This is a genomic window from Paracoccus bogoriensis (genome assembly GCF_019431455.1).
Taxonomy (GTDB): domain Bacteria; phylum Pseudomonadota; class Alphaproteobacteria; order Rhodobacterales; family Rhodobacteraceae; genus Paracoccus; species Paracoccus bogoriensis.
Window position 1 is genome coordinate 22,785 of sequence record NZ_JAHYSR010000016.1, and the last position, 21,401, is coordinate 44,185.

22 protein-coding genes are annotated in these 21,401 nt (G+C 66.0%); 12 read left to right on the forward strand and 10 right to left on the reverse strand.

Annotation, left to right across the window (positions count from 1 at the left end; all coding sequences use genetic code 11):
* Nucleotides 1-115: 115 nt before the first annotated feature.
* From ybgC to tldD, 7 genes are all read right to left on the reverse strand, one after another.
* Nucleotides 116-508, reverse strand: coding sequence for a tol-pal system-associated acyl-CoA thioesterase (ybgC, locus tag KY389_RS09285; protein WP_219830645.1), 393 nt, complete (start codon nt 506-508; stop codon nt 116-118).
* Nucleotides 505-1,101, reverse strand: coding sequence for a hypothetical protein (locus tag KY389_RS09290; protein ID WP_219830646.1), 597 nt, complete (start codon nt 1,099-1,101; stop codon nt 505-507). The genes ybgC and KY389_RS09290 overlap by 4 nt, the downstream gene beginning before the upstream one ends.
* A gap of 114 nt (nt 1,102-1,215) precedes the next feature.
* Entirely contained in the window at nt 1,216-1,842 is a 627-nt protein-coding gene (locus tag KY389_RS09295; RefSeq protein ID WP_219830697.1) for a CoA transferase subunit B, read from the reverse strand.
* On the reverse strand, nt 1,842-2,546 hold the full coding sequence (locus KY389_RS09300; protein ID WP_219830647.1) for a CoA transferase subunit A: 705 nt from the start codon (nt 2,544-2,546) through the stop codon (nt 1,842-1,844). Before KY389_RS09300 ends, KY389_RS09295 begins: the two co-directional genes overlap by 1 nt.
* A gap of 56 nt (nt 2,547-2,602) precedes the next feature.
* Entirely contained in the window at nt 2,603-5,296 is a 2,694-nt protein-coding gene (topA, locus tag KY389_RS09305) for a type I DNA topoisomerase (protein ID WP_219830648.1), read from the reverse strand.
* 87 nt (nt 5,297-5,383) lie between these two features.
* Nucleotides 5,384-6,547: a DNA-processing protein DprA gene (gene dprA, locus KY389_RS09310; RefSeq protein ID WP_246588050.1), complete on the reverse strand. Its 1,164-nt coding sequence runs from the start codon at nt 6,545-6,547 to the stop codon at nt 5,384-5,386.
* 120 nt (nt 6,548-6,667) lie between these two features.
* A complete protein-coding gene (gene tldD, locus KY389_RS09315; RefSeq protein WP_219830650.1) occupies nt 6,668-8,089 on the reverse strand; it encodes a metalloprotease TldD in 1,422 nt (473 codons plus the stop codon).
* Between the two features lie 188 nt (nt 8,090-8,277).
* On the opposite strand from tldD, the gene coxB reads away from it, so the two are divergent.
* The 10 genes from coxB to KY389_RS09365 all read left to right on the forward strand — a co-directional run bounded on the left by coxB (nt 8,278) and on the right by KY389_RS09365 (nt 17,188).
* A complete protein-coding gene (gene coxB, locus KY389_RS09320; protein ID WP_219830651.1) occupies nt 8,278-9,180 on the forward strand; it encodes a cytochrome c oxidase subunit II in 903 nt (300 codons plus the stop codon).
* A gap of 55 nt (nt 9,181-9,235) precedes the next feature.
* Complete coding sequence (gene cyoE / locus KY389_RS09325; protein WP_219830652.1) at nt 9,236-10,153, forward strand: heme o synthase; 918 nt, start codon at nt 9,236-9,238, stop codon at nt 10,151-10,153.
* Nucleotides 10,153-10,380, forward strand: coding sequence for a hypothetical protein (locus tag KY389_RS09330; RefSeq protein WP_219830653.1), 228 nt, complete (start codon nt 10,153-10,155; stop codon nt 10,378-10,380). Before cyoE ends, KY389_RS09330 begins: the two co-directional genes overlap by 1 nt.
* Nucleotides 10,377-10,952: a cytochrome c oxidase assembly protein gene (locus KY389_RS09335; protein WP_246588051.1), complete on the forward strand. Its 576-nt coding sequence runs from the start codon at nt 10,377-10,379 to the stop codon at nt 10,950-10,952. Before KY389_RS09330 ends, KY389_RS09335 begins: the two co-directional genes overlap by 4 nt.
* 34 nt (nt 10,953-10,986) lie before the next feature.
* Nucleotides 10,987-11,814, forward strand: coding sequence for a cytochrome c oxidase subunit 3 (locus KY389_RS09340; RefSeq protein WP_219830654.1), 828 nt, complete (start codon nt 10,987-10,989; stop codon nt 11,812-11,814).
* Between the two features lie 73 nt (nt 11,815-11,887).
* On the forward strand, nt 11,888-12,559 hold the full coding sequence (locus tag KY389_RS09345) for an SURF1 family protein (protein ID WP_219830655.1): 672 nt from the start codon (nt 11,888-11,890) through the stop codon (nt 12,557-12,559).
* Between the two features lie 10 nt (nt 12,560-12,569).
* Nucleotides 12,570-13,946, forward strand: coding sequence for a threonine synthase (gene thrC / locus KY389_RS09350; protein ID WP_219830656.1), 1,377 nt, complete (start codon nt 12,570-12,572; stop codon nt 13,944-13,946).
* The gene (locus KY389_RS09355) at nt 13,943-15,208 is read left to right on the forward strand and encodes a M16 family metallopeptidase (RefSeq protein ID WP_219830657.1); all 1,266 of its coding nucleotides are present in this window, start codon (nt 13,943-13,945) and stop codon (nt 15,206-15,208) included. Before thrC ends, KY389_RS09355 begins: the two co-directional genes overlap by 4 nt.
* Nucleotides 15,208-15,792: a GNAT family N-acetyltransferase gene (locus KY389_RS09360; RefSeq protein ID WP_219830699.1), complete on the forward strand. Its 585-nt coding sequence runs from the start codon at nt 15,208-15,210 to the stop codon at nt 15,790-15,792. The genes KY389_RS09355 and KY389_RS09360 overlap by 1 nt, the downstream gene beginning before the upstream one ends.
* Complete coding sequence (locus KY389_RS09365) at nt 15,782-17,188, forward strand: FAD-binding oxidoreductase (protein WP_219830658.1); 1,407 nt, start codon at nt 15,782-15,784, stop codon at nt 17,186-17,188. Before KY389_RS09360 ends, KY389_RS09365 begins: the two co-directional genes overlap by 11 nt.
* Here KY389_RS09365 and KY389_RS09370 read toward each other — a convergent pair.
* Both KY389_RS09370 and KY389_RS09375 read right to left on the reverse strand, forming a co-directional pair.
* On the reverse strand, nt 17,185-17,718 hold the full coding sequence (locus KY389_RS09370) for an adenine phosphoribosyltransferase (RefSeq protein ID WP_219830659.1): 534 nt from the start codon (nt 17,716-17,718) through the stop codon (nt 17,185-17,187). The two genes, KY389_RS09365 and KY389_RS09370, sit on opposite strands and share 4 nt — an antisense overlap.
* Nucleotides 17,715-18,317 (reverse strand): flavin reductase family protein, encoded by a 603-nt coding sequence (locus KY389_RS09375; RefSeq protein ID WP_219830660.1) that lies wholly within the window; start codon nt 18,315-18,317, stop codon nt 17,715-17,717. Before KY389_RS09375 ends, KY389_RS09370 begins: the two co-directional genes overlap by 4 nt.
* A gap of 115 nt (nt 18,318-18,432) precedes the next feature.
* On the opposite strand from KY389_RS09375, the gene KY389_RS09380 reads away from it, so the two are divergent.
* Together KY389_RS09380 and KY389_RS09385 are read left to right on the forward strand one after the other, a co-directional pair.
* On the forward strand, nt 18,433-18,933 hold the full coding sequence (locus tag KY389_RS09380; RefSeq protein ID WP_219830661.1) for a GNAT family N-acetyltransferase: 501 nt from the start codon (nt 18,433-18,435) through the stop codon (nt 18,931-18,933).
* Nucleotides 18,934-18,951: 18 nt separating this feature from the next.
* Nucleotides 18,952-19,737 (forward strand): EcsC family protein, encoded by a 786-nt coding sequence (locus KY389_RS09385; protein WP_219830662.1) that lies wholly within the window; start codon nt 18,952-18,954, stop codon nt 19,735-19,737.
* A gap of 63 nt (nt 19,738-19,800) precedes the next feature.
* Here the strand turns inward: KY389_RS09385 and KY389_RS09390 are convergent, their stop codons facing one another.
* Entirely contained in the window at nt 19,801-21,339 is a 1,539-nt protein-coding gene (locus KY389_RS09390; RefSeq protein ID WP_219830663.1) for an ATP-dependent DNA helicase, read from the reverse strand.
* Nucleotides 21,340-21,401: the final 62 nt, after the last annotated feature.

The window sequence follows — 21,401 nt, forward strand, 5'->3', positions numbered from 1 at the left end:
TTTCATCCCCTTCGGCAACACAAAGGTGTCACCTTGCTGCCGATCCGGGCAGGCTGTGTCGCTGTCGCTTCTCAGGCAAGGGGCCGGGAATGCGCCAGCCTCTCCTGCGCCGGGGTCAGGCAGCCAGAACGCTGCATAATGCGTCGGGCAGGCGGACAGCTCGGCCCGAAGCATCCAGGCAGGCGATGGTCACGATGGCCCGAAACAGCACCAGATCGTCGCGCAACACCTCCTGCGTCAGCACCAGCCGTGCGGGCCGCATTTCGGTCAGCGCAGTGGTGATCTCCAGCACGTCATCGAACCGTGCGGGAGACAGATAATCGGCCTCGACCCGGCGGACGGCAAAGACGAGTCCGCGATCCTCCTTCAGCGCGCGCTGGTCCAGCCCCAGATCCCGCAGCCAGTCCGACCGGCCGCGTTCGATGAATTTCAGGTAATTGGCGTAATAGACGATACCGGCCAGGTCGGTATCCTCGTAATAGACGCGCAGCCGGATGCGGTGGCTCATGACCGGGCCGCCGCCATCCGGGCCGCCAGCCTCAAGGCATGGCTCGGGTCGCGGCTGGCCACCGGCAGGACTGGATCATAGGCCGCCCGAATCAACGCCGCCAAAGAGACCGAAGGCTGAACGTCGCGCGCGAAATTCAGCGCCGACCGCATCATGACCGCCTCGGCCAGCTGGGCCGGATGGGCCTCGGCCAGTGCACCGGACATGCGCAGAAATCCCAGACAGGCCCGGATGCCGCCATCCGCATCGAACCGGAAGATACGATAATGATCCGCGCCGCGGCCGCCCGATGCCGCCGCCAGCCGCGCAGGCAATCCCGCCTGCCCGGTCAGGGCATCCAGATCCGGCACATCCTCCAGTTCCTGCCAGTCGCGCAGGAAGAACAGCATCAGATTGGCCCCCATCTCGGGGTCCGTCTCGGCCAGCGGATGCCTGGCATGGGCAAAGCCAGCCCTTATGGCGCCGCGAAAGATGTCCAGGCTCTGATCGGCCAGACCAAAGATCACCGGTGCCACGGGTCGTCCCCACCGGGCGCAGGAAAACTGCCCGTCCTGGCCGGTAAACAACCGCTCGATCTCGTCTGCGTCCATCATTCATTCCGCTCAGCGGGCCTGCTTTGCCTTGGCTCCAAATATCCGGGGGCCGTCCGCAGGATGGCGGGGGCAGAGCCCCCTCCGCACCCTCGGCATCGCGCAGACCTTGGCGCCTCAGGCGACGATCGTCGCCTCGGTCGCGGCGCGCAGTTCGGCCTCGGTCACGCCATCGGCCAGTTCCACGATTCGCAGCCCGCCCGGCACAACGTCCAGAACGCCGAGATTGGTGATGATACGGTTCACCACAGCCTTGCCCGTCAGAGGCAGCGTGCAGGCCCGCAGCACCTTCGATTGGCCCGCCTTGTTCGTGTGGTCCATCACCACGATCACCCGGCCCACGCCCGCGACCAGGTCCATCGCGCCGCCCATTCCCTTGACCAGCTTGCCGGGAATCATCCAGTTCGCCAGGTCGCCCTCTTCTGAGACTTCCATCGCGCCAAGGATCGCTGCCGCGATCTTGCCGCCCCGGATCATCCCGAAGCTGGTCGCGCTGTCGAAATACGCGGTGTGAGGCAATTCGGTAATCGTCTGCTTGCCCGCATTGATGAGGTCGGGATCCTCCTCGCCCTCATAGGGGAAGGGGCCCATGCCCAGCATTCCGTTTTCGGATTGCAGTGTGATGTCCTTGTCGCCCACGTGGTTGGCCACCAGCGTCGGGATGCCGATGCCGAGGTTGACATACATGCCGTCCTGAAGCTCCTCTGCGGCCCGCGCCGCCATCTGGTCGCGATTCCAAGGCATCATGCGGTCTCCTTCTTGCGAGTGGTGCGCTGCTCGATGCGCTTCTCGTGCTGGCCTGCGATGATCCGGTGAACATAGATGCCGGGCAGGTGGATGTGGTCGGGGTCGAGACTGCCGCGCGGGACGATCTCTTCCACCTCGGCCACGCAGACGCGGCCGCACATCGCCGCAGGAGGGTTGAAGTTCCGCGCCGTCTTGCGAAACACCAGATTGCCCGTGTCATCGGCCTTCCACGCCTTGACGATCGAGAGATCCGCCACGATCCCGCGTTCGAGGATGTAATCCTGGCCGTCGAAGGTCTTGACCTCCTTGCCTTCGGCGATGACCGTGCCGACGCCGGTCCTGGTGTAGAAACCCGGAATGCCCGCGCCGCCCGCGCGCATCCGTTCAGCCAAGGTGCCCTGCGGGTTGAATTCCAGCTCGATCTCGCCCGAGAGATATTGCCGCATGAATTCGGCATTCTCGCCGACATAGGAGCTGATCATCTTCCGGATCTGGCGCGTTTCCAGAAGCTTGCCCAGCCCGAACCCGTCCACGCCGCAGTTGTTGCTGGCAATCGTCAGATCCTTCACGCCCGAGCGCACCAGCGCGTCGATCAGCAATTCCGGGATCCCGCAGAGCCCGAACCCCCCCGCCGCAATGAACATCCCGTCATGCAGCAGCCCGTCCAGCGCCGCATCCGCAGTCGCATAAACCTTTTTCATGGGCCTCCCCCTGTCTGTGTTTCTGCACCTGCACACTAGACGCGGTGCACTCGCTGTCAATCGGCGGCCTGCGCGGACGTGGTCTTCGCGCCTTTCGGCTTGGCCGCCGTCCTGGTCCCGGCGCGCGACTTGGGTTTGGCAGCCTTCGTTGCGGCGGCTTTCTTCGCGGCTTTCGCGGGCGACCTGGCCACTTTCGCCGCGATCAGCTCCAACGCCTGCTCGAGGGTCAGATCCTCGGGCGTCGTGTCGCGGGGCAGGGTGGCGTTGACCTTTGCCCATTTGACATAGGGACCGTAGCGGCCGTCCATCACCTGGATCGGGCCGCCTTCGGGATGATCGCCCAATTCGCGCAAGGGCGCGGCGGCGGCTGTGCGGCCGCGTGTCTGCTTGGCCGCCAGAAGTTCGACCGCGCGGTTCATGCCGATGGTAAAGACCTCGTCCACATCGGCGATATTGGCATATTTCGAGCCGTGTTTCACATAGGGGCCGAAACGTCCGATGCCGGCTTCGATGGGCACGCCATCTTCGGGATGCGGGCCGACCACGCGCGGCAGCGACAAGAGCTGCACCGCACGATCCAGATCCAGCGACGCGGCGTCCCAGCCTTTCGGGACCGAGGCGCGGGCCGGTTTCGGGTTCGATTCGGTCGCCTCGCCGCGCTGGACATAGGGGCCGAAACGTCCGGTCCTGAGCATGATCGGATCGCCCTGATATTCGCCCAGCAGGCGGTCGCCGACCGGGGCGTCCTCATCTGGCGCCGAAAGCGGACGGGTATAGCGACATTCGGGATAGTTCGTGCAGCCAATGAAGGCTCCGCCCGATCGCGCGGTCTTGAGGCTCAGCCGTCCCGCCCCGCAGAGCGGGCAGGCGCGCGGATCGCCGCCATCGGCGCGCGGGGGATAGAGATGTGGGGCCAGCGCGTCGTCGATTTCACTGAGAACCTCGCTGATGCGAAGGTCGGATGTGCCCTCTATCGCTTTTGAAAAATCCTTCCAGAAGCGCGCCAGAACGTCGCGCCAGGCCCGCTCACCCGCGCTGATCTCGTCCAGTTCATTTTCAAGATCGGCAGTGAAATCGTAACTGACATAACGCGGGAAGTATTTCAGCAGGAAAATCGTGACCAGCCGGCCCTTGTCCTCGGGGATGAGGCGGTTCTTGTCCTTGCGGACATAGTTGCGGTCCTGGATCGTGGTCACGATGCTGGCATAGGTCGAAGGGCGACCGATGCCCAGTTCCTCCATTCGTTTTACAAGCGTGGCCTCGGTATAGCGAGGGGGTGGCTGGGTGAAGTGCTGCCGCGCGGCAACGGCGGCGTTCTCGTCGGTCAGCAAGCCGGGCGCAGCTTTCTGGCCCGCGGGCGCGGACAATGTTTCGCCGCCCTTGTCACGGGCCTTGTCCAGTTCCGCGGCGAAGGCCGAGCCGACCAGGCGCGCGGCCTCGCCCTCGGTGATGGCGGGCAGACGAGCGCCGTCCTCGCCTTCGTCATCGTCGCGGCCCTGGTCATAGACGCGCAGGAAGCCGTCGAACAGCATCACCTGACCTGTCGCGCGCAGGCCGACCTGGTTGTCGGGGCTGGCGATCTCGACGGTGGTCCGCTCCAACCGGGCGGCTTCCATCTGGCTGGCGATGGTGCGCTTCCAGATCAGGTCGTAGAGTTTCCGCTGGTCCTCCGCGCTGACCGTCAGCCGGTCGGGCGACATCATCATGTCGGTGGGCCGGATGCATTCATGCGCCTCTTGCGCGTTTCTGGCCTTGTTCTTGTACATGCGCGGCGATTTCGGCAGGTAATTCTCGCCGAACTTCGCCCTGATCGCGTCGCGCGCCGACATGACCGCCTCGGGGGCCATGTCGATGCCATCGGTTCGCATATAGGTGATCAACCCGGCTTCGTAGAGCCGCTGCGCCGCCGACATGCAGGCCTTGGCGCCCATGCCCAGCTTGCGGCTGGCCTCTTGCTGGAGGGTCGAGGTCATGAAGGGCGGCCACGGATTGCGGCTGGCGGGTTTCGCCGCGACGCTGACGACCTGCAGATCGCGGCTGGCCACTGCGCTCAGCGCCATCGCGGCCCGATCCTGATCGGTCAGATCGAAGCGTTCCAGCTTGCGTCCTGCCAGCGAAACCAGCGTGGCGTCGTATTCCTCGCCGGCCGGTGTCGCCAAGCGGGCATGGACGGACCAGTATTCACGGGCCTTGAAGGCCTCGATCTCCATCTCGCGGTCCACGATCAGGCGCAGGCAGACCGACTGCACCCGACCCGCCGACCTGGCGCCCGGCAGCTTGCGCCACAGCACCGGCGAGAGGTTGAAGCCCACCAGATAATCCAGCGCCCGGCGGGCCAGATAGGCATCGACCAGCGGCTGGTCGATCTGGCGCGGGCGGGCCATCGCCTCGGTCACGGCGGACTTGGTGATCGCGTTGAAGGTCACACGGTTGACCTCGGCGCCCTTCTTCAGGGCAGGGGCCAGCGCTTCCAGCAGGTGCCAGCTGATCGCCTCGCCCTCGCGGTCGGGGTCGGTGGCCAGGATCAGCGATTGATCGTCCCTGAGCGCGTCCTTGATCGCCTTGATATGCTTCTTGCTATCCGCCGCGATTTCCCATTTCATCTCGAAATCATGTCCGGGATCGACGCTGCCATCCTTGGGGGGCAGGTCGCGGACATGCCCGAAACTGGCCAGAACACGGTAATCCCCGCCCAGATATTTCTCGATCGTTTTGGCCTTGGCCGGAGATTCGACGACGACGACGGGCATGGATTCCTCGGGCAACTGCGATGGGGCGGCAACATGGGTGCGAGGCGCGGTGCTGTCAACGGCTCTTGGCCGCCCGCCCTTGGCCCGTCAGCAGAGGGCGATCCGCCCGCCCGGCACCCGTGTCACCCGTCCCTCCAGTTCCAGCGCCACGATTGCGGCATTGGCAACCGATACCGGGACGCCGAGGTCGCGGATCAGATCGTTCTCGTCCGTGGGCGAGGGCGACAGGCGCGAAAGGATGCGCCTTTCCAGATGCACAGGGCCCCCACGATCGCGTCCGGAGGGGGCAACCGCCGGACCGCCGGTCGCCCGAGCTTGCCTTGCGGCTTGGGCCGGAACGTCCGCGCTGATCGCAGGCGGCTGCGGGGGGCGCCGCCCAGGATGCGCAGATTCTCGGGCTTGCGTTACCTGGGCAAGCGCCTCTGCGACATCCGCCGCGCCGCGCACAAGAAGCGCGCCGTCACGAATCAGCGCGTTGCAGCCGGCTGCGCGCGCATCCATCGGGTGACCCGGCACCGCCATCACCTCGCGCCCCTGATCCAGAGCGTTCTTCGCGGTGATCAGCGTGCCCGAGCGATGCGCGGCCTCGATCACCACGACTGCGCGCGATAACCCCGAGACGATGCGGTTGCGCGGCGGGAAATGACGCGCTGCCGGTTCCGTCCCGGGCGGCTGTTCCGAGATCAGCGCGCCCTTCTCGGCGATTTGCGCGGCCAGAACAGCGTTCTCGGCGGGATAGATGACATCGACGCCGCCTGCCATCACGGCGATGGTTCCGGTGGGCAGGGCGGCGTTGTGGGCGGCCGTGTCGATCCCCCGCGCCAGCCCCGCCGCCACGACCAGGCCCTGTTCGCCAAGCCCCGCCGCCATGCCCCGTGCCATCCGCAGCCCCAGCGACGACGCATTGCGTGCCCCGATCACCGCCACGACATCGCGCGCCAGACATGCGGGATCGCCGCGCAACCACAAGATCGGGGGCGCCCCCTCGATCTGGCGCAGGGCAGGCGGGTAAAGCGGCGAATCGCAACGGATCAGCCGTGCTCCTGCACGGCGGCCGGCCGACAATTCGGCGGCGGCGACACCCTCGGGGCACGTGTTGTAATCCTCGATCCCGGCGGCGGCGGCGATTTCGGGCAGGGCGCGGAGGGCCTCGGACGCGCTGCCATGTTCGGCGATCAGGCGGTGAAACGTCGCAGGCCCCACCTTGCGCGAGCGGATGAGCCGCAAGACCGTCAGATCGTCATCCCGCATGGTCGCGGGTTCCTGGGGGATTGCGTGCAATGCGGACCCGTTCATCAAGCTGCCTCCGACTCATCCGCTCTCACTTCTAGCGCGGAGGTCGTTAACAACCCGTTACCGGCGCCGCGCGGTTCAGGCGGCCGAGCCGCCCACCGTCAGCCCTCCGATCAGCAGCGTCGGCTGGCCCACGCCCACCGGCACCCATTGACCCTGTTTGCCGCAATTGCCGATGCCGGGGTCCAGGGCCATGTCATTACCGATGGCGCGCACATGCCGAAGCGCCGTCGCCCCGTCTCCGATCAGCGTCGCGCCGCGCACCGGGTCTCCGACCACGCCGTTCTTCACGCGATAGGCCTCGGTGCAGGAAAAGACGAACTTGCCGTTGGTGATATCCACCTGACCGCCGCCGAAGCCCACCGCATAGATGCCGTCCTTCAGATCGGCCAGGATCGCGGCCGGATCGGCGTCGCCGCCCGGCATGTAGGTGTTGGTCATGCGCGGCATCGGCGCATGGGCGAAACTTTCGCGCCGGCCATTGCCGGTTGGTTCCACGCCCATCAGGCGGGCGCTCTGGCGGTCCTGCATGTAGCTTACGAGGATGCCATCCTCGATCAGCACGTTGCGCGCGGGGGGCGTGCCCTCGTCGTCGATGTTGATGCTGCCGCGTCGGTCCGGGATGGTGCCGTCATCGACCACGGTCACGCCCGGAGCCGCGACACGCTGGCCTAGCAGGCCGGCAAAGGCGCTGGCCTTCTTGCGGTTGAAATCGCCCTCGAGCCCGTGGCCGACGGCCTCGTGCAACAGGATGCCCGGCCAGCCCGGCCCGAGAACCACGTCCATCACCCCCGCCGGCGCCGCGACCGAGCGCAGGTTGACCAAAGCGATGCGCAGCGCCTCGTGCACCTGGGCGCGCCAGTGGGCGGGCTCCATCAGACCCGCCAGCGAGACACGCCCGCCGCCGCCTGAACTGCCGGTTTCGCGCCGGTCATTGTTTTCGACGATCACTGCGACATTCAGTCGCGCCATGGGGCGGATGTCGCGCACAAGGCTCCCCTCGGGGCGCAGGATCATGACCTCTTGCAGGGCGCTGGCAATGCTTGCGGTGACCTGCACGACGCGCGGGTCAAGGCTGCGGGCATAGTCGTCGATCTCGCGCAGCAGCGCGATGCGCGCGGCGATGCCGATGCCCTCGGCCGGGTCGATCGCGGGATAGAGCGCGACCGGACGCATCGGCGCAGGGTCGGCCAGCATGCCGCCGCCCGCGCCCACCGCCAGACGCGCCGTTTCTGCGGCACGCCGCAGCGAAGCCTCGGAGATGTCGGTCGAATGCGCGTATCCCGTGACTTCGCCGCGCACGGCGCGCAGACCGAAGCCCTGGCCCGCCGTCGCGCTGGAATGACGCAGCCTGCCATCGTCGAAGGTCAGTGCCTCGCTGTGGCTGCGTTCCAGAAACAATTCGCCATCCTCGGCGCCGGCCACCGCCTCGCGCAGGATCGACAGCGCGCGGTCGCGGTCCAGCAGTTCGGCAAAGGGGTCGAAGGTCGCTTCTTTCATGTGGACTCCTTGCCGGGTCATGGTGCGCGGCAGCGCGTCGCGTTTCCAAAATCGCCGGTTTTCCGTAGGTATCACTTGCCCGAGAGGGCGATATATGGTCATAGAACGGCCATTGTGAAAGGAAAAGGGGCAGCCTTGCGGCCGCCCCTGCGGCTGTTCAGGCCGGGCCAATGCAACGGGATGGAACGATGGCAAGAGCGATGATTCGCGGGGCAGTCGCGGCAGCTACGGGTTTTGCGACTGCGGGCATGTTGACCGGCGCGGCGCTGGCGCAGGACGTGTTGGGCGAGTTGCCCTCGATCGGCAAGCCAGTGGCGCGCGGAACCGGGTTCCACCCGGCTGCGACCGAACTGGCGCGTGACCAGCAATGGCTGGACAACTTCGTGCTGTATATCATCACGGGGATCACGCTTTTCGTCTGTGTGCTGCTGCTGATCGTGATCTTCCGCTTCAACGCGCGTGCGAACCCGGTTCCGGCGAAATTCACCCACAATACGCCGCTGGAAATCGCTTGGACGCTGATTCCGGTGCTGATTCTGGTCGCGATCGGCGCCTTTTCGCTGCCGATCCTGTTCCGCAGCCAGGAAATGCCGGAAAATCCGGATGTGGTCGTCAAGATCATCGGTCACCAGTGGTATTGGTCCTACGAATATCCTGACAATGGCATCGCCTTCGATTCGCTGATGCTGGCCGAGGATGAGCTTGCCGATTACGGCTATGCGCCCGACGAATACCTGCTGGCGACCGATACGGCGATGGTTGTTCCGGTCGGGCAGAACGTGCTGGTCCAGATCACCGCCAGCGACGTGATCCATTCCTGGACGATCCCGGCCTTTGCTGTGAAGCAGGATGCCGTTCCGGGGCGCATCGGCCAAGCCTGGTTCAATGTCGAGAAGGAGGGCGTCTATTTCGGCCAGTGCAGCGAGCTTTGCGGCATCAACCATGCCTATATGCCCATTGTCGTGAAGGCGGTCAGCCCCGAAGTCTATGCCGCGTGGATTGTCGAACAGGGCGGCACGCTTGGCGACGAGGCTCCTCAGACCGCCTCGCTGGACACCGCCGCCGAGATCACTCTGGCTCGCGCCGAGTGATCTGACGACCCAGGTCGGGGCTGATGCCCCGGCCAAGGAAGGATGTGGACGCGCGATGACCGACATCAACGCCTGCCAGGCCGCCCCCGAGGCCGAGTTCAACGACTACATCGCCCTGCTGAAGCCGCGGGTGATGTCGCTTGTGGTGTTCACAGCCTTCGTGGGCCTGTGGGTTGCGCCGGTGGACGTGCATCCGTTTCTGGCGTTCTGCTCGGTTCTGTTCATCGCGCTGGGCGGCGGGGCCTCGGGCGCGCTGAACATGTGGTACGACAGCGACATCGACGCGGTGATGCGCCGCACACAATCGCGCCCCATCCCCGCCGGCCGGGTCCAGCGCGGCGAGGCGCTGGCGGTCGGGCTGGCCCTGGCGGGCCTCTCGGTCATGATGCTGGGGCTGGTGGCAAACTGGTTTGCAGCCCTGTTCCTGGCCTTCACGATCTTCTTCTACGCTGTCGTCTATACGATCTGGCTCAAGCGCTGGACGCCGCAGAATATCGTCATCGGCGGCGCGGCGGGCGCCTTTCCCCCGATGATCGGCTGGGCCTGCGCGACGGGCGGCGTCTCGATCGAGTCGCTGCTGATGTTTGCGCTGATCTTCTTCTGGACGCCGCCGCATTTCTGGGCCCTCGCATTGTTCATGCGCGATGACTACAAGGAGGCCGGCGTCCCGATGCTGACGGTGACGCATGGCCGCCCGGTGACGCGCCGCCATATCTTTGCCTATACGCTGGTCCTGGCGCCCTTTTCTTTGTGGCTGGGCTTCACCTCGGTTGGGGGGGCGCTTTATCTGGCGGTGGCGGTGGTGCTGAACGCGGCGTTCGTTCGGGGTGGCTGGCAGATTCTGCGGCGCAGCGAAGAGGCGGCGCGCGCGGATGACTTCGCTGTGGAAAAGCGCGTCTTCAAGCTGTCTCTGACCTATCTCTTCCTTCATTTCCTGGCGCTGCTGGGACAAAACTGGTTGGGGGCGTGGTGATGCAACTTAGGGTGGAGCACGAACTGCATGGCCGACGCCGGTCGCGCAATGTCGGATTGGGCATCGTTCTGATCGCCTTTGTTGCGCTGGTCTTTGCGCTGACCGTGGTCAAGGTCCGGCAGGGACACATGCTGGAGGCTTTCGACCACCAGCCCCGTCTTAGCCTGCTGCCTGCAGAGGAACCTGCCGAACCTGCCCCGAACCCGTCACAGGAGGCGGCAGAATGATGAAACGCATGAGCCCCGAAGGGCGCACCGCGACCAGGCTCGTCGGCGTCGTCATCACCATGGGCGCCCTGTCATGGGCCGCAGTTCCATTCTACGACTGGTTCTGCCGCGTCACCGGCTTTGGCGGGACCACGCAGGTTTCGGTGGCGGTGCCTGATCAGGTGCTGGACGAAATCGTGCGCGTGCGCTTCGATTCCAATACCGACCCGAACCTGCCCTGGACCTTCCGCCCGTTGCAGAACCGCATGGATGTCCGCATCGGCGAGAACGGCTTGGCCTTCTACGAGGCGATCAACAATTCCGACGTGCCGATCACCGGCACGGCCAGCTATAACGTCGCGCCAGAGATTTCGGGCTACTACTTCAGCAAGATCGAATGTTTCTGCTTTACCGAGCAGACCCTTCAGCCGGGCGAGCGGATCGAGATGCCGGTCAGCTTTTTCGTGGACCCCGACATCGTGAAGGACCGCGACGCAAGCTGGGTGCGCGACATCACGCTGTCCTATACCTTCCACCGGACCGAGCCCCGGCGCGCCGCGCTTGACACGGACAGGGCCGAGACCATCAACTGAGACAAGACTTCGAGGGAGCCGACGGGGATCCGCCATGGCGCATACCAAGAACCACGATTACCATATTCTTCCGGCCTCGATCTGGCCATTTCTCGCTTCGGTGGCCGTTTTCGTCATGCTGTTCGGCGCCGTCGCCTGGATGACGGGCGAGGTGACGCTGTTCGGCGCGCCGATCACCGGTCCCTGGATGTTCCTGATTGGCCTAGTCGCCACGACCTATGTCAGCTTTGCCTGGTGGGCCGACGTGATCCGCGAGGGCGAGGCCGGCGACCACACCCCCGTCGTGCGTCTGGGGCTGCAATACGGCTTTATCCTATTCGTGATTTCCGAGGCGATGCTGTTCGTGTCGCTGTTCTGGAACTTCATCAAGAACGCGCTGTATCCGATGGGCCCCGAAAGTCCGCTGCGGGACGGCGTCTGGCCGCCCGAAGGCATCGTGACCTTCGACCCCTGGCACCTGCCCTTTATCAACACGCTGGTCCTGCTGTTGTCGGGCGTCGCCGTGACCTGGGCGCACCATGCCTGGGCGCATGAGGGCGATCGCAAGGTGGCAATCAACGGCCTGGCTGTCGCCGTGGCCCTGGGCGTGATCTTCACCGGGCTTCAGGCCTACGAATACAGCCACGCGGCCTTTGGCCTGGCCGATACGGCCTATGCCTCGGCCTTCTACATCGCGACCGGCTTCCACGGCTTGCACGTCATCATCGGCACGATCTTCCTGGCTGTCTGCCTGTGGCGCTTCATGAAGGGCCAGATGACGCAGCATCAGCATGTCGGCTTCGAGGCCGCCGCATGGTATTGGCACTTCGTTGACGTGATCTGGCTGATCCTGTTCGCCGTGATCTACGTCTGGGGCAGCTGATCCTCGCCATCAGAGAAACGGGCGCGCGGGGAACAGCCCCGCGCGTTTTTCGTTGTCCAAGATCGGAAATGCCATGCGCCGCTATCTCGCACCGCTCGTTGTGGGTATCCTGGGTTGTGCCGTCCTGATCCAGCTTGGCCTGTGGCAGCTTGATCGGCGCGATTGGAAAGAGGGCCTTCTGGCCGAGATCGTCGAAGGCATCAATGCGCCCCCCGTGCCTCTTCCCGACCAGATCGACCCGTCGATGAAATACCTGCCGGTCATGGTCAGCGGCACCACCACCGGCGCCGAGATCGATGTGCTGTCCCATACCCGCGAACAGGGCGCGGGTTATCAGATCGTCTCGCGCTTCATCACCGATGACGGGCGCGCGATCCTCGTGGACAGGGGCTTCGTTCCGCAGCAGATGCGCCGCGTCGAACGTCCGCCGGTCCGGTTGCAGATCACCGGAAATCTGCATTGGCCGCAAGATGCCAGCGCCTCGACCCCTGCGCCGAACCTGGACGAGAACATCTGGTTCGCCCGCGATGTCGAGCAGATGGCCGCAACGCTGGACACACTGCCGGTGCTGGTCGTGGCCAGTTTCGTGCAGGGCGACAATCAGGGCGCGCGCCCGATCCCCGTCGCGGTCGAGGGGATTCCGAACAATCATCTGTCCTATGCCATTCAATGGTTCCTGATCGCGGCGACCTGGGCGGTGATGACACTGGCGTTGATCTGGCGTATCAGGCAGCGCAAATACTGAAGGACGAATGATGCGTTACGTTTCGACCCGCGGGCAGGCCCCGGTTCTGAACTTCCAAGAGGCGATGTTGTCGGGGCTGGCGCGCGATGGCGGTCTTTACCTGCCCGAAACCGTCCCCGCCCTGGACGGGATCGAGTCGCTGGACGGCCTGTCCTATGAAGAGGTCGCCTTCCGCGTGATCCGTCCCTTCACCGGCGACAGCTTCACCGATGAGGAATTGCGCGGCGCCATCGACCGGGCCTATGCGCGCATCAGTCATGCCGCCCGTGCGCCGCTGGTCCAGCTGGCCCCCGGTCATCACCTGCTGGAGCTGTTCCACGGGCCGACCCTGGCCTTCAAGGATTTCGCGATGCAGCTGATCGCGCAGCTCTTCCAGATCGCGCTGAGGCGGTCAGGGGAGCGCATCACGATTGTCGGCGCGACCTCGGGCGATACCGGCAGCGCCGCTATCGAGGCATTCCGCGGCATCGACAATGTGGATGTATTCATCATGTATCCGCATGGCCGCGTCAGCGAGGTGCAGCGCCGTCAGATGACGACGCCCGCTGCTGAAAACGTGCACGCGCTGGCCGTGACCGGGCATTTCGACGATTGCCAGGCGCGGCTGAAGGATCTGTTCAACGATCATGTCTTTCGCGACGAGGTCGGTCTGGCCGGGGTGAACAGCATCAACTGGGCACGCGTCGTGGCGCAGATCGTCTATTACGTCACGGCCTGCGCCTCGCTGGGGATGCGGCAGACGGATTTCTGCGTGCCGACCGGTAATTTCGGGGACATCTTCGCGGGGTCTGTCGCGCGCCGCATGGGCCTGCCGGTACGCCGCCTGATCGTGGCCACGAATCAGAACGACATCCTGCATCGTGCCCTGACGACCGGCGATTATCGCGTGGGCGAGGTCGTGCCTTCGATCAGCCCGTCCATGGATATCCAGGTCAGCTCGAATTTCGAGCGTGCGCTATATCTGGCCTATGGCCAGGACGCGGGCGCGATCCGGCAACTGATGGAGGAACTGAAGGCGGGCGGCTTCTCGATCAGCCAAGGCGCGCTGGAGACGCTGCGCGAGGAATTCCGTTCGGGCCGCGTCTGCGAGGACGAGACGCTGGCGACGATCGCCCGCATCCGCAACACGACGGGCGAGGTTCTCTGCCCGCACAGCGCCATCGGTGTGGCCGTGGCCGAGAGGCATCTTGAACCGGGCGTCCCGATGGTCACGCTGGCCACCGCGCATCCGGCCAAGTTCCCCGACGCGGTCGCGCGCGCCACCGGACTGCGCCCCCCCCTTCCGCCGCATATGGAAGGCCTGTTTGACCTGCCCGAGCGCGTGACACGGGTCGAAAACGATGTCGATGCGCTCAAGTCGCTGATTCGCGAACGGAGAACCCGGTGAACGACGCCATCATCACGACCCTGTCCAACGGGTTGCGCGTGGCGACGCTTGCCATGCCAGGCCTGCATTCCGCCGCGCTCGGCATCTGGGTGACTGCGGGCGGCCGCAACGAGCGGGCCGAACAGAACGGTATCGCGCATTTTCTGGAACACATGGCCTTCAAGGGCACGACGCGCCGCAGCGCCTTGCAGATCGCCGAGGCGATCGAGGATGTGGGCGGTTACATCAATGCCTATACCTCGCGCGATGTGACCGCCTACTACGTCCGCGTGTTGGAGGACGGTGTCGATCTGGCCTTCGACGTGATCAGCGACATCGTTCTGAACCCGGTCTTTGATCCGCGCGAGATCGAGGTCGAACGCGGCGTGATCCTGCAGGAAATCGGGCAATGTCTGGACACGCCCGACGACATCATCTTTGACTGGCTGCAAGAGGCCGCCTATCCCGACCAGCCGATGGGCCGCACGATTCTTGGGCCGGCGGAATGCGTCAGCCGCTTCGGGCGCGCCGATCTGGCACGTTTCGTGGCCGAGAATTACGGGCCTGGCCAGATGGTCATATCGGCTGCGGGCGCGGTTTCGCATGATCGCATCCTGGCTCTGGCCGAGGCCGCGTTCGGCCACCTGAAGCCCGTGGCCCAGGCCCCGCGCGAGGCGGCGCGCTGGCAGGGCCGCGAGACGCGCCACGTCAAGCCGTTGGAACAGGCCCATTTCGCGCTGGCCTTCGAGGGGCCGAGCTATCTGGCGCCCGATTTCTATGCGGCGCAGATCTTTTCCTCGGTGCTTGGCGGGGGCATGTCCTCGCGCCTGTTTCAGAAGATCCGCGAGGAACGCGGGCTCTGCTACACGATCTTTGCGCAGTCCGGGTTCCACGACGATACCGGTATGTTGACCATCTATGCCGGGACTGGCGCCGACGATCTGGCCGATCTGGCGAACCTGACCATCGACGAAATCAAGCGTGCTGCCGAGGACATGACCGAGGCCGAACTGGCTCGCGCCCGTGCCCAGTTGCGCGCCAGCCTGCTGATGGGGCTGGAAAGCCCCTCGGCTCAGGCGGAACGCATGGCGCGGTCCTTGGCGGTCTGGGGCCGCGTGCCCAACGCCGCCGAGGTGGCTGATCGTATTGCCAGCGTCAGCCTGGCCGATATCCGCGACCATGCCATCGGGCTGATCGGCTCTGCGCGGCCTGCCTTGGCGCTATATGGCCCGGTTGATGCCGCGCCGACGCGCGAGGATCTGCTGCGAAGGCTGGCCGCATGATGCTGCTGAGGCGTCGCCCGATCCGGCTGGAGGCCGAGCGGATCGTGCTGCGCCTGCCCATGCATTCCGATTTCAATGCCTGGACCGCGCTGCGGGCCGAAAGCCGCGATTTCCTGACCCCGTGGGAGCCCGTCTGGTCGCGCGATCACCTGTCCCGTAAAAGCTTCACCAACCGCGTCCACTGGGCAGCGCGGGCGGCGCGGGCAGGGACCGGCTTTCCCTTCTTCATCACGCGCCGCGCGGATGGTGCACTGCTGGGCGCGGTGACGCTGGACAATGTCCGGCGCGGTCCAGCGCAATCGGCGACGGTGGGATACTGGATCGGTCAGCCCCATGCGCGACAGGGCTACATGCGCGAGGCCCTGGGCGTGCTGGTCCATTACGCCTTCACCACGCTGGATCTCAGCCGGATCGAGGCCGCCTGTCTGCCCGAGAATGCCGCCTCGCGCGGGGTGCTTGAACAATCGGGCTTCAAATACGAAGGCGTCGCGCAGAGCTATCTGCAGATCGACGGGCGCTGGCGTAACCATGTGCTCTACGCCAATCTGCGCAGCGACCGGAGGGGTCGCACCGATGTCCGCTGACCTGAACCCAGCCGATGAACGCCTGGCCGCCCGCCTGCCTGCGGGGGTGCTGCGCGAACCCTCGCCCGCCTATACCGAGGAACCGCGCGGCCGCTTTCACGGGCAGGCAGGACTGGTCGCCGCCCCCCGCGATGCCGAGGAATGTGCCGCCATCATTCGTGCTTGCGCGGCAGCGCGCGTGCCGGTCGTGCCGCGCGGCGGCGGCACCGGGCTGGTCGGCGGTCAGGTCATGCCTGACGGGCCTGCACCGTTGATCCTGTCTCTGGAACGCATGGCCGCGATCCGCGCCACCCACCCCGACGAGGGCGTGATGATCGCGGAAGCGGGCGTCACGCTGCAAGCCGCGCGGGATGCGGCGGCGGCTGTCGGGCGGCAGTTTCCGCTGTCTCTGGCCTCGCAGGGCAGCGCCCGGATCGGCGGGGTGCTGTCCACCAATGCGGGCGGGGTGAACGTGCTGCGCTACGGCAATGCACGCGCGTTGTGTCTGGGGGTCGAGGCCGTGCTTCCCTCGGGGCAGGTCATGCGCGACCTCAAGCGGCTGCGAAAGGATAATACCGGCTACGACCTGCGTGACCTGCTGATCGGCGCAGAAGGCACGCTTGGCATCATCACCGCCGCCGCGCTGGTCCTGGCCCCGATCCCGGCCGAGACGGGCGTGGCGCTGATGGTCGTGGACAGTCCCGAAGCCGCGCTGTCCCTGCTGGCGCAGGCGCAGGCGCGCCTGGCGGGCGGCGTGACCGCGTTCGAGTTGATCTCGGGTCAGGGGCTGCATTTCCTGGCCGAGGCCTTTCCGCAGATGCGCCAGCCCTTTGCGCCCATCCCCGACTGGATGGCCCTGATCGAGGTCGGCCTGCCCGCCGGCCTGTCCTCGGCCCGCGCACTGGAAGGGCTGTTCGATGCCGGTCTTGCCGCCGGTCTGGTCCATGACGGCACCATCGCGCAATCGGGCCGGCAGGCCGCCGATCTGTGGGCGCTGCGCGAGCATATCCCGCTGGCCAACCGCCATGTCGGCGCGATTGCCAGCCACGACATCAGCCTGCCCTTGTCCGAGATCGCGGCCTTCCTGCGTGACGCGGGCGCCATGATCGCGGCCGAGGGCGACATGCGCATCAACTGTTTCGGACATCTCGGCGACGGCAATCTGCATTACAACCTGTTCCCCGCGAAGGGCCGCAAACGCGAGGAATACGACGGGCAGCGCCGCGCGCTGTCGCACAGCATTCATCAGATGGTGGTGGAACGCGGCGGCTCGTTTTCGGCCGAACACGGGGTTGGGCGGCTCAAGACGACCGAACTGGCGGCATGGGCGGACCCGGCTCGCCTGGCCGCGATGCGCGCCATCAAGCAGGCGCTGGACCCGGCGGGCATCATGAACCCCGGCGCCGTTCTGATCTAGGCCCCCTCGAAGGCGCAGAGCGTATGGACGGGCATTCCCAATGCCTCCAGCGCCTTGCGCCCGCCGAGGTCCGGCAGGTCGATGACGAAGGCGCAGCCCATCACCTCGGCCCCTAGCCGCTGGCACAGCTTGATTCCCGCCGCCGCCGTGCCGCCCGTGGCCAGCAGGTCATCGACGATCAGCACCCGCTCGCCCGCGCGCAGGGCGTCGTCGTGGATCTCCATGATCGCCTCGCCATATTCCAGCTGATAGGCTTCGCTGATGACGGTGCCGGGCAGCTTGCCCTTCTTGCGGATCGGCACGAAACCAACCGACAGCTGATGCGCCACCGCGCCGCCCAGGATGAAGCCCCGCGCCTCGAGGCCCACGACCTTGTCGATGCGCTGCCCGGCATAGGCGTGCAGCAACTGGTCCACCGCCATCCGGAACCCGCGCGCATCCGAAAACAGCGTTGTCACGTCGCGGAAAATAATTCCCTCATGCGGGAAATCATGGATGCTGCGGATGTAATCCTTGACCTCGCGGTTCATGCGGGGCGCTCCATTTCGTAGATTTCGGTGACAGCGGTGTAGTCCTTGTAACCCAGCCGTGCCAACCAGCCCCCGGCAGGGCGTGGATCGAAGCGGCCATCGACGATGCAATCCTCGCGCAGGTGAATCCCGGTGACCACTCCGAAGACCGCAAGATTGCTTTCGCCCGCCAAGGGCAGGATCTGCGTCAGGCGACACTCCAGCGCGGCCACGGCCTGCGCGATACGTGGGCAGTCGATGGTCTCGCAAGGAAGGCTTTCCACGCCCGCAACCTCGAATTCGTTCATCCCTGCTGGCAGGGGGGCCGAACTGGCATTCATCGCAGCTTCGGTGTCCCGGCTGGCGATGTTGATGCAGAATACCCCGCTTTCGATGATCTGCGCGACGCTGTCCTTGGTGCCGGGGCGGTCGGGCTTGGCCCCGGTCGAGGCGAACATGACCTGCGGCGGCACATAGGCGACCGCGTTGAAGAAGGAATAGGGCGCCAGATTGTCACCCAGCTTGCCTCGGGTCGAGATCCAGCCGATTGGCCGCGGTGCCACGATGGCGTTGAACGGGTTGTGGGGCAGGCCGTGTCCGGCTTCGGGTCGATAGAACATGGGCGGCCTCCTGTCGCGTTTGGACGCCAAACTGCCACTGCTTTTCCCGCTGTGCAATGTTCCGCCTGCGCCCCAGCCGTGATAAGGGGCCTCCCCGAACCCAGGAGGCGCGGCAATGTATCAGATCAGCCCCGAGACCAGTGCCGACTCGCCCGAGGTCGAGGCGCTCTATGATCTGTGCTTCGCGCCCGGACGCAAGGCGTTGTCCTCGTATCGGCTGCGCGACGGTGTGCCGCCGGTGGCTGAACTCTGCCTTCTGCTGCGTCAGTCCGGGGTGCTGATGGCGGCGATCCGGCACTGGCCGGTCCGGGTCTCGGATCAGCCGGTTCTGCTGCTGGGTCCGATCGCGGTCCATCCGACGGCACAGGGTGAGGGGCTGGGTGGGCTGCTGATGCGCAGCAGCCTGTCCCGGGCACGCGATCTGGGTTGGAGCCGCGTTCTGTTGGTGGGCGACGCGCCCTATTACAGCCGCTTCGGCTTTTCGCGCCTCGACGGGGTCGTGATGCCGCCGCCCACCAACCCCGAGCGCGTCCTGGGGCTGGAACTTCAGCCCGGCGCATGGGTTGGTATCACCGGAGAGGTCACGCGCGACCTCTCAGGCCAGCCCTGCCCATGAACCCAACCCACTGTGCCGATGAGTGACCGCTCGCCTCAGGACCGCTCGCCTCAGATCGCAGCCCAGATCCTGCCGCCGATCACCGATCCGTCGATCCATGCGCAGATCGCACGGCTTGCGCAAAGCCGCCGGCAGGCCGGTGGGCCGCTGATCCGGCTTATTGCGCGGATCGGTCAGGGGGGCGAGACGGCCGCAACGCATTTGCCGCCCCGCCTTGCGCTCAGGCTTGAAAAAGCGACAGAACAGGCACTGATCCGCGCCTTCCGCGTGGCAAGGGCCAGCCGCACGACACTTCGTCCCCGCAGCGACCGCTTCAACCGCATCGGCGCAACGCTGATCGGCGGCGCCGCGGGCGCGGCCGGCATCACCGGGGCGCTTCTGGAACTGCCGGTCACGGTGACGCTGCTGATGCGTTCGATCCTGGACATCGCCGACGAACACGGTCTTGACCCCGAGGACGGGGATCTGCGTCGCGAGGCCCTGCTGATCCTCGCGGCCCGCCCGCCTTCGCGCGACCTGGCACACTCGCCGCTTTCCGGTCTTGCCATCCCGCTGGCAGGGCAATCCAGCCAGGCCCTGATCGCGGCTGCTGCCCCGCGCCTGGCCGCGATGCTTGGGCAGAAGCTTGCCCTGCAATCGGCCCCGGTCATCGGTGCGGTGGCGGGCGCTTCGATCAATCACGCCTTTCTGGGCTATTATCAAAGCCTTGCGCGCGTCCATTTCGGGCTGCTTCGCCTTTCGCGAGAGACCGGCCTCCCACCCGAGGCGCTGGAAGACGCCTTCATCGCCGCATATTGTCCCTGATCTTTGCCTTGGTCCAAATATCCCGGGGGCCGGGGTCTGGCCCCCGGCGGCGGCGGGCCGCAGCTAGGTATCGACGTCTGTGGTGTTCAGCGTCAGGGCGCTGACAGGCGCCTCCAGATCAGCGGTGCTCAGCGCGGCGGCAGGTCGCGCCAGACGCGCCTTGGTCACCCAGAACAGCCGCTCCTGCGCGCGGGTAATGGCCACATAGGTCAGCCGCTTCCACAACGGCACCCCGGCCTCGTTCCGGTTCGACCATGCGGCCGCGGCGATGTCGGGCGCAAAGACCTGCACCTGCGGCCATTGGCTTCCCTGCGCCTTGTGGATGGTGACGGCGGCGCCGTGCAGGAAGGTGGCTCCCATCCGCGCGGCATAGGGAATGAAGGGTTCCTCGGCATCCGGCATCTCGATCTTCACGATCGAGGCCGCCGACAGGCGCGGATCCTCGGCGCCGATCACATGCAGCCGCGAAAAGCCGGGCTTGCGACCGGGGCCCAGATAGACGACCTGCGCGCCCTTGATCAGCCCCCGCGCCTCCAGATCGATGCGCTTCTTGCGGTGCTTGAGCGGCAATTCCAGCCCGTCGCAGATCAGCGGCTCGCCCGGCAGCAGCGCGTCGCCCGGCGCGCCATAGGCGCTGCGGAAGGCGTGGATCAGCCGGATGCGCGTCGCGTTGCGCCAGACAAGGACCGGGCTGCGCGCCATCAGGTCACTCTCGACCCGCTCGGCCCAGACCACGCGATCGTCGCGCCGCGCCGCGTCCCGCACCAGGCTTTCAAACGCGTCGAACCCCAGTTTCTCATCCGCCAAGGCATGGGCCAGATCCAGGATCGGGTTGTCGTCAGACTGGCGGTGGATGCGGTTCAGGTAAAGCCGTTGCCGGGGTGCCAGCCGGTCAAAGACCATCTCGCCCGATTGCCCGACCGGAGCCAGTTGCGCGGGGTCGCCGAACAGGACCAGCACGGGAAAGATCTCGCGCAGATCCTCGAACTGGCGTTCGTCCAGCATCGAGGCCTCGTCGATCAGGCCGACATCCAGGCCCTCCTCGCGGCGTTTCCAGCCGCGGATGAAATCCGAGCCGCGCAGACCTGCCGCGGCCAGCGCGCCGGGGATCGAGCCGTGCTGGTCGTGGAAGGCGCGGATGCGGTCCAGAGCGGCATCGTCCAGCCCCTCGATCTGGGGCTTCACGCCGGATTCGGTCAGCCATTCGGCGATCTTCTCGTATTCGGGGTCATAGACGGGGGTATAAAGAATACGGTGAATGGTCGTCGCCGGAACGCCACGCATCCGTAGCACGAAGGCCGCCTTGTTCGTCGGCGCCAGGATTGCCACACTGCGGCGGTCCTTGCGGCGCCGCCCCTCCCAATCGGGACGGATCAGCTCCACCCCGGCCTGTAGCAGGGCCTTGGTCAGCTGCGACAGCAGCAGCGTCTTGCCGGACCCGGCCTTGCCGATCACGGCCACGACACGCCCCTTGTCCTGGGTCGCGGGCTGCAATTCCTCGGCGGTGATGTCGATGCCCGCCGCGCCGAAGGTCTCGGCCAGCATGTCCCAGGCTTCGGCCTGATCGGGCGACAGGGTCGGGGCGGGCACGGTCTTTCTCATGGCGAAAGCCTTATCCAAGCGGGGCGGAAAAGCGAAGGGGCTGCGCCGCGCATGGCTCTGAA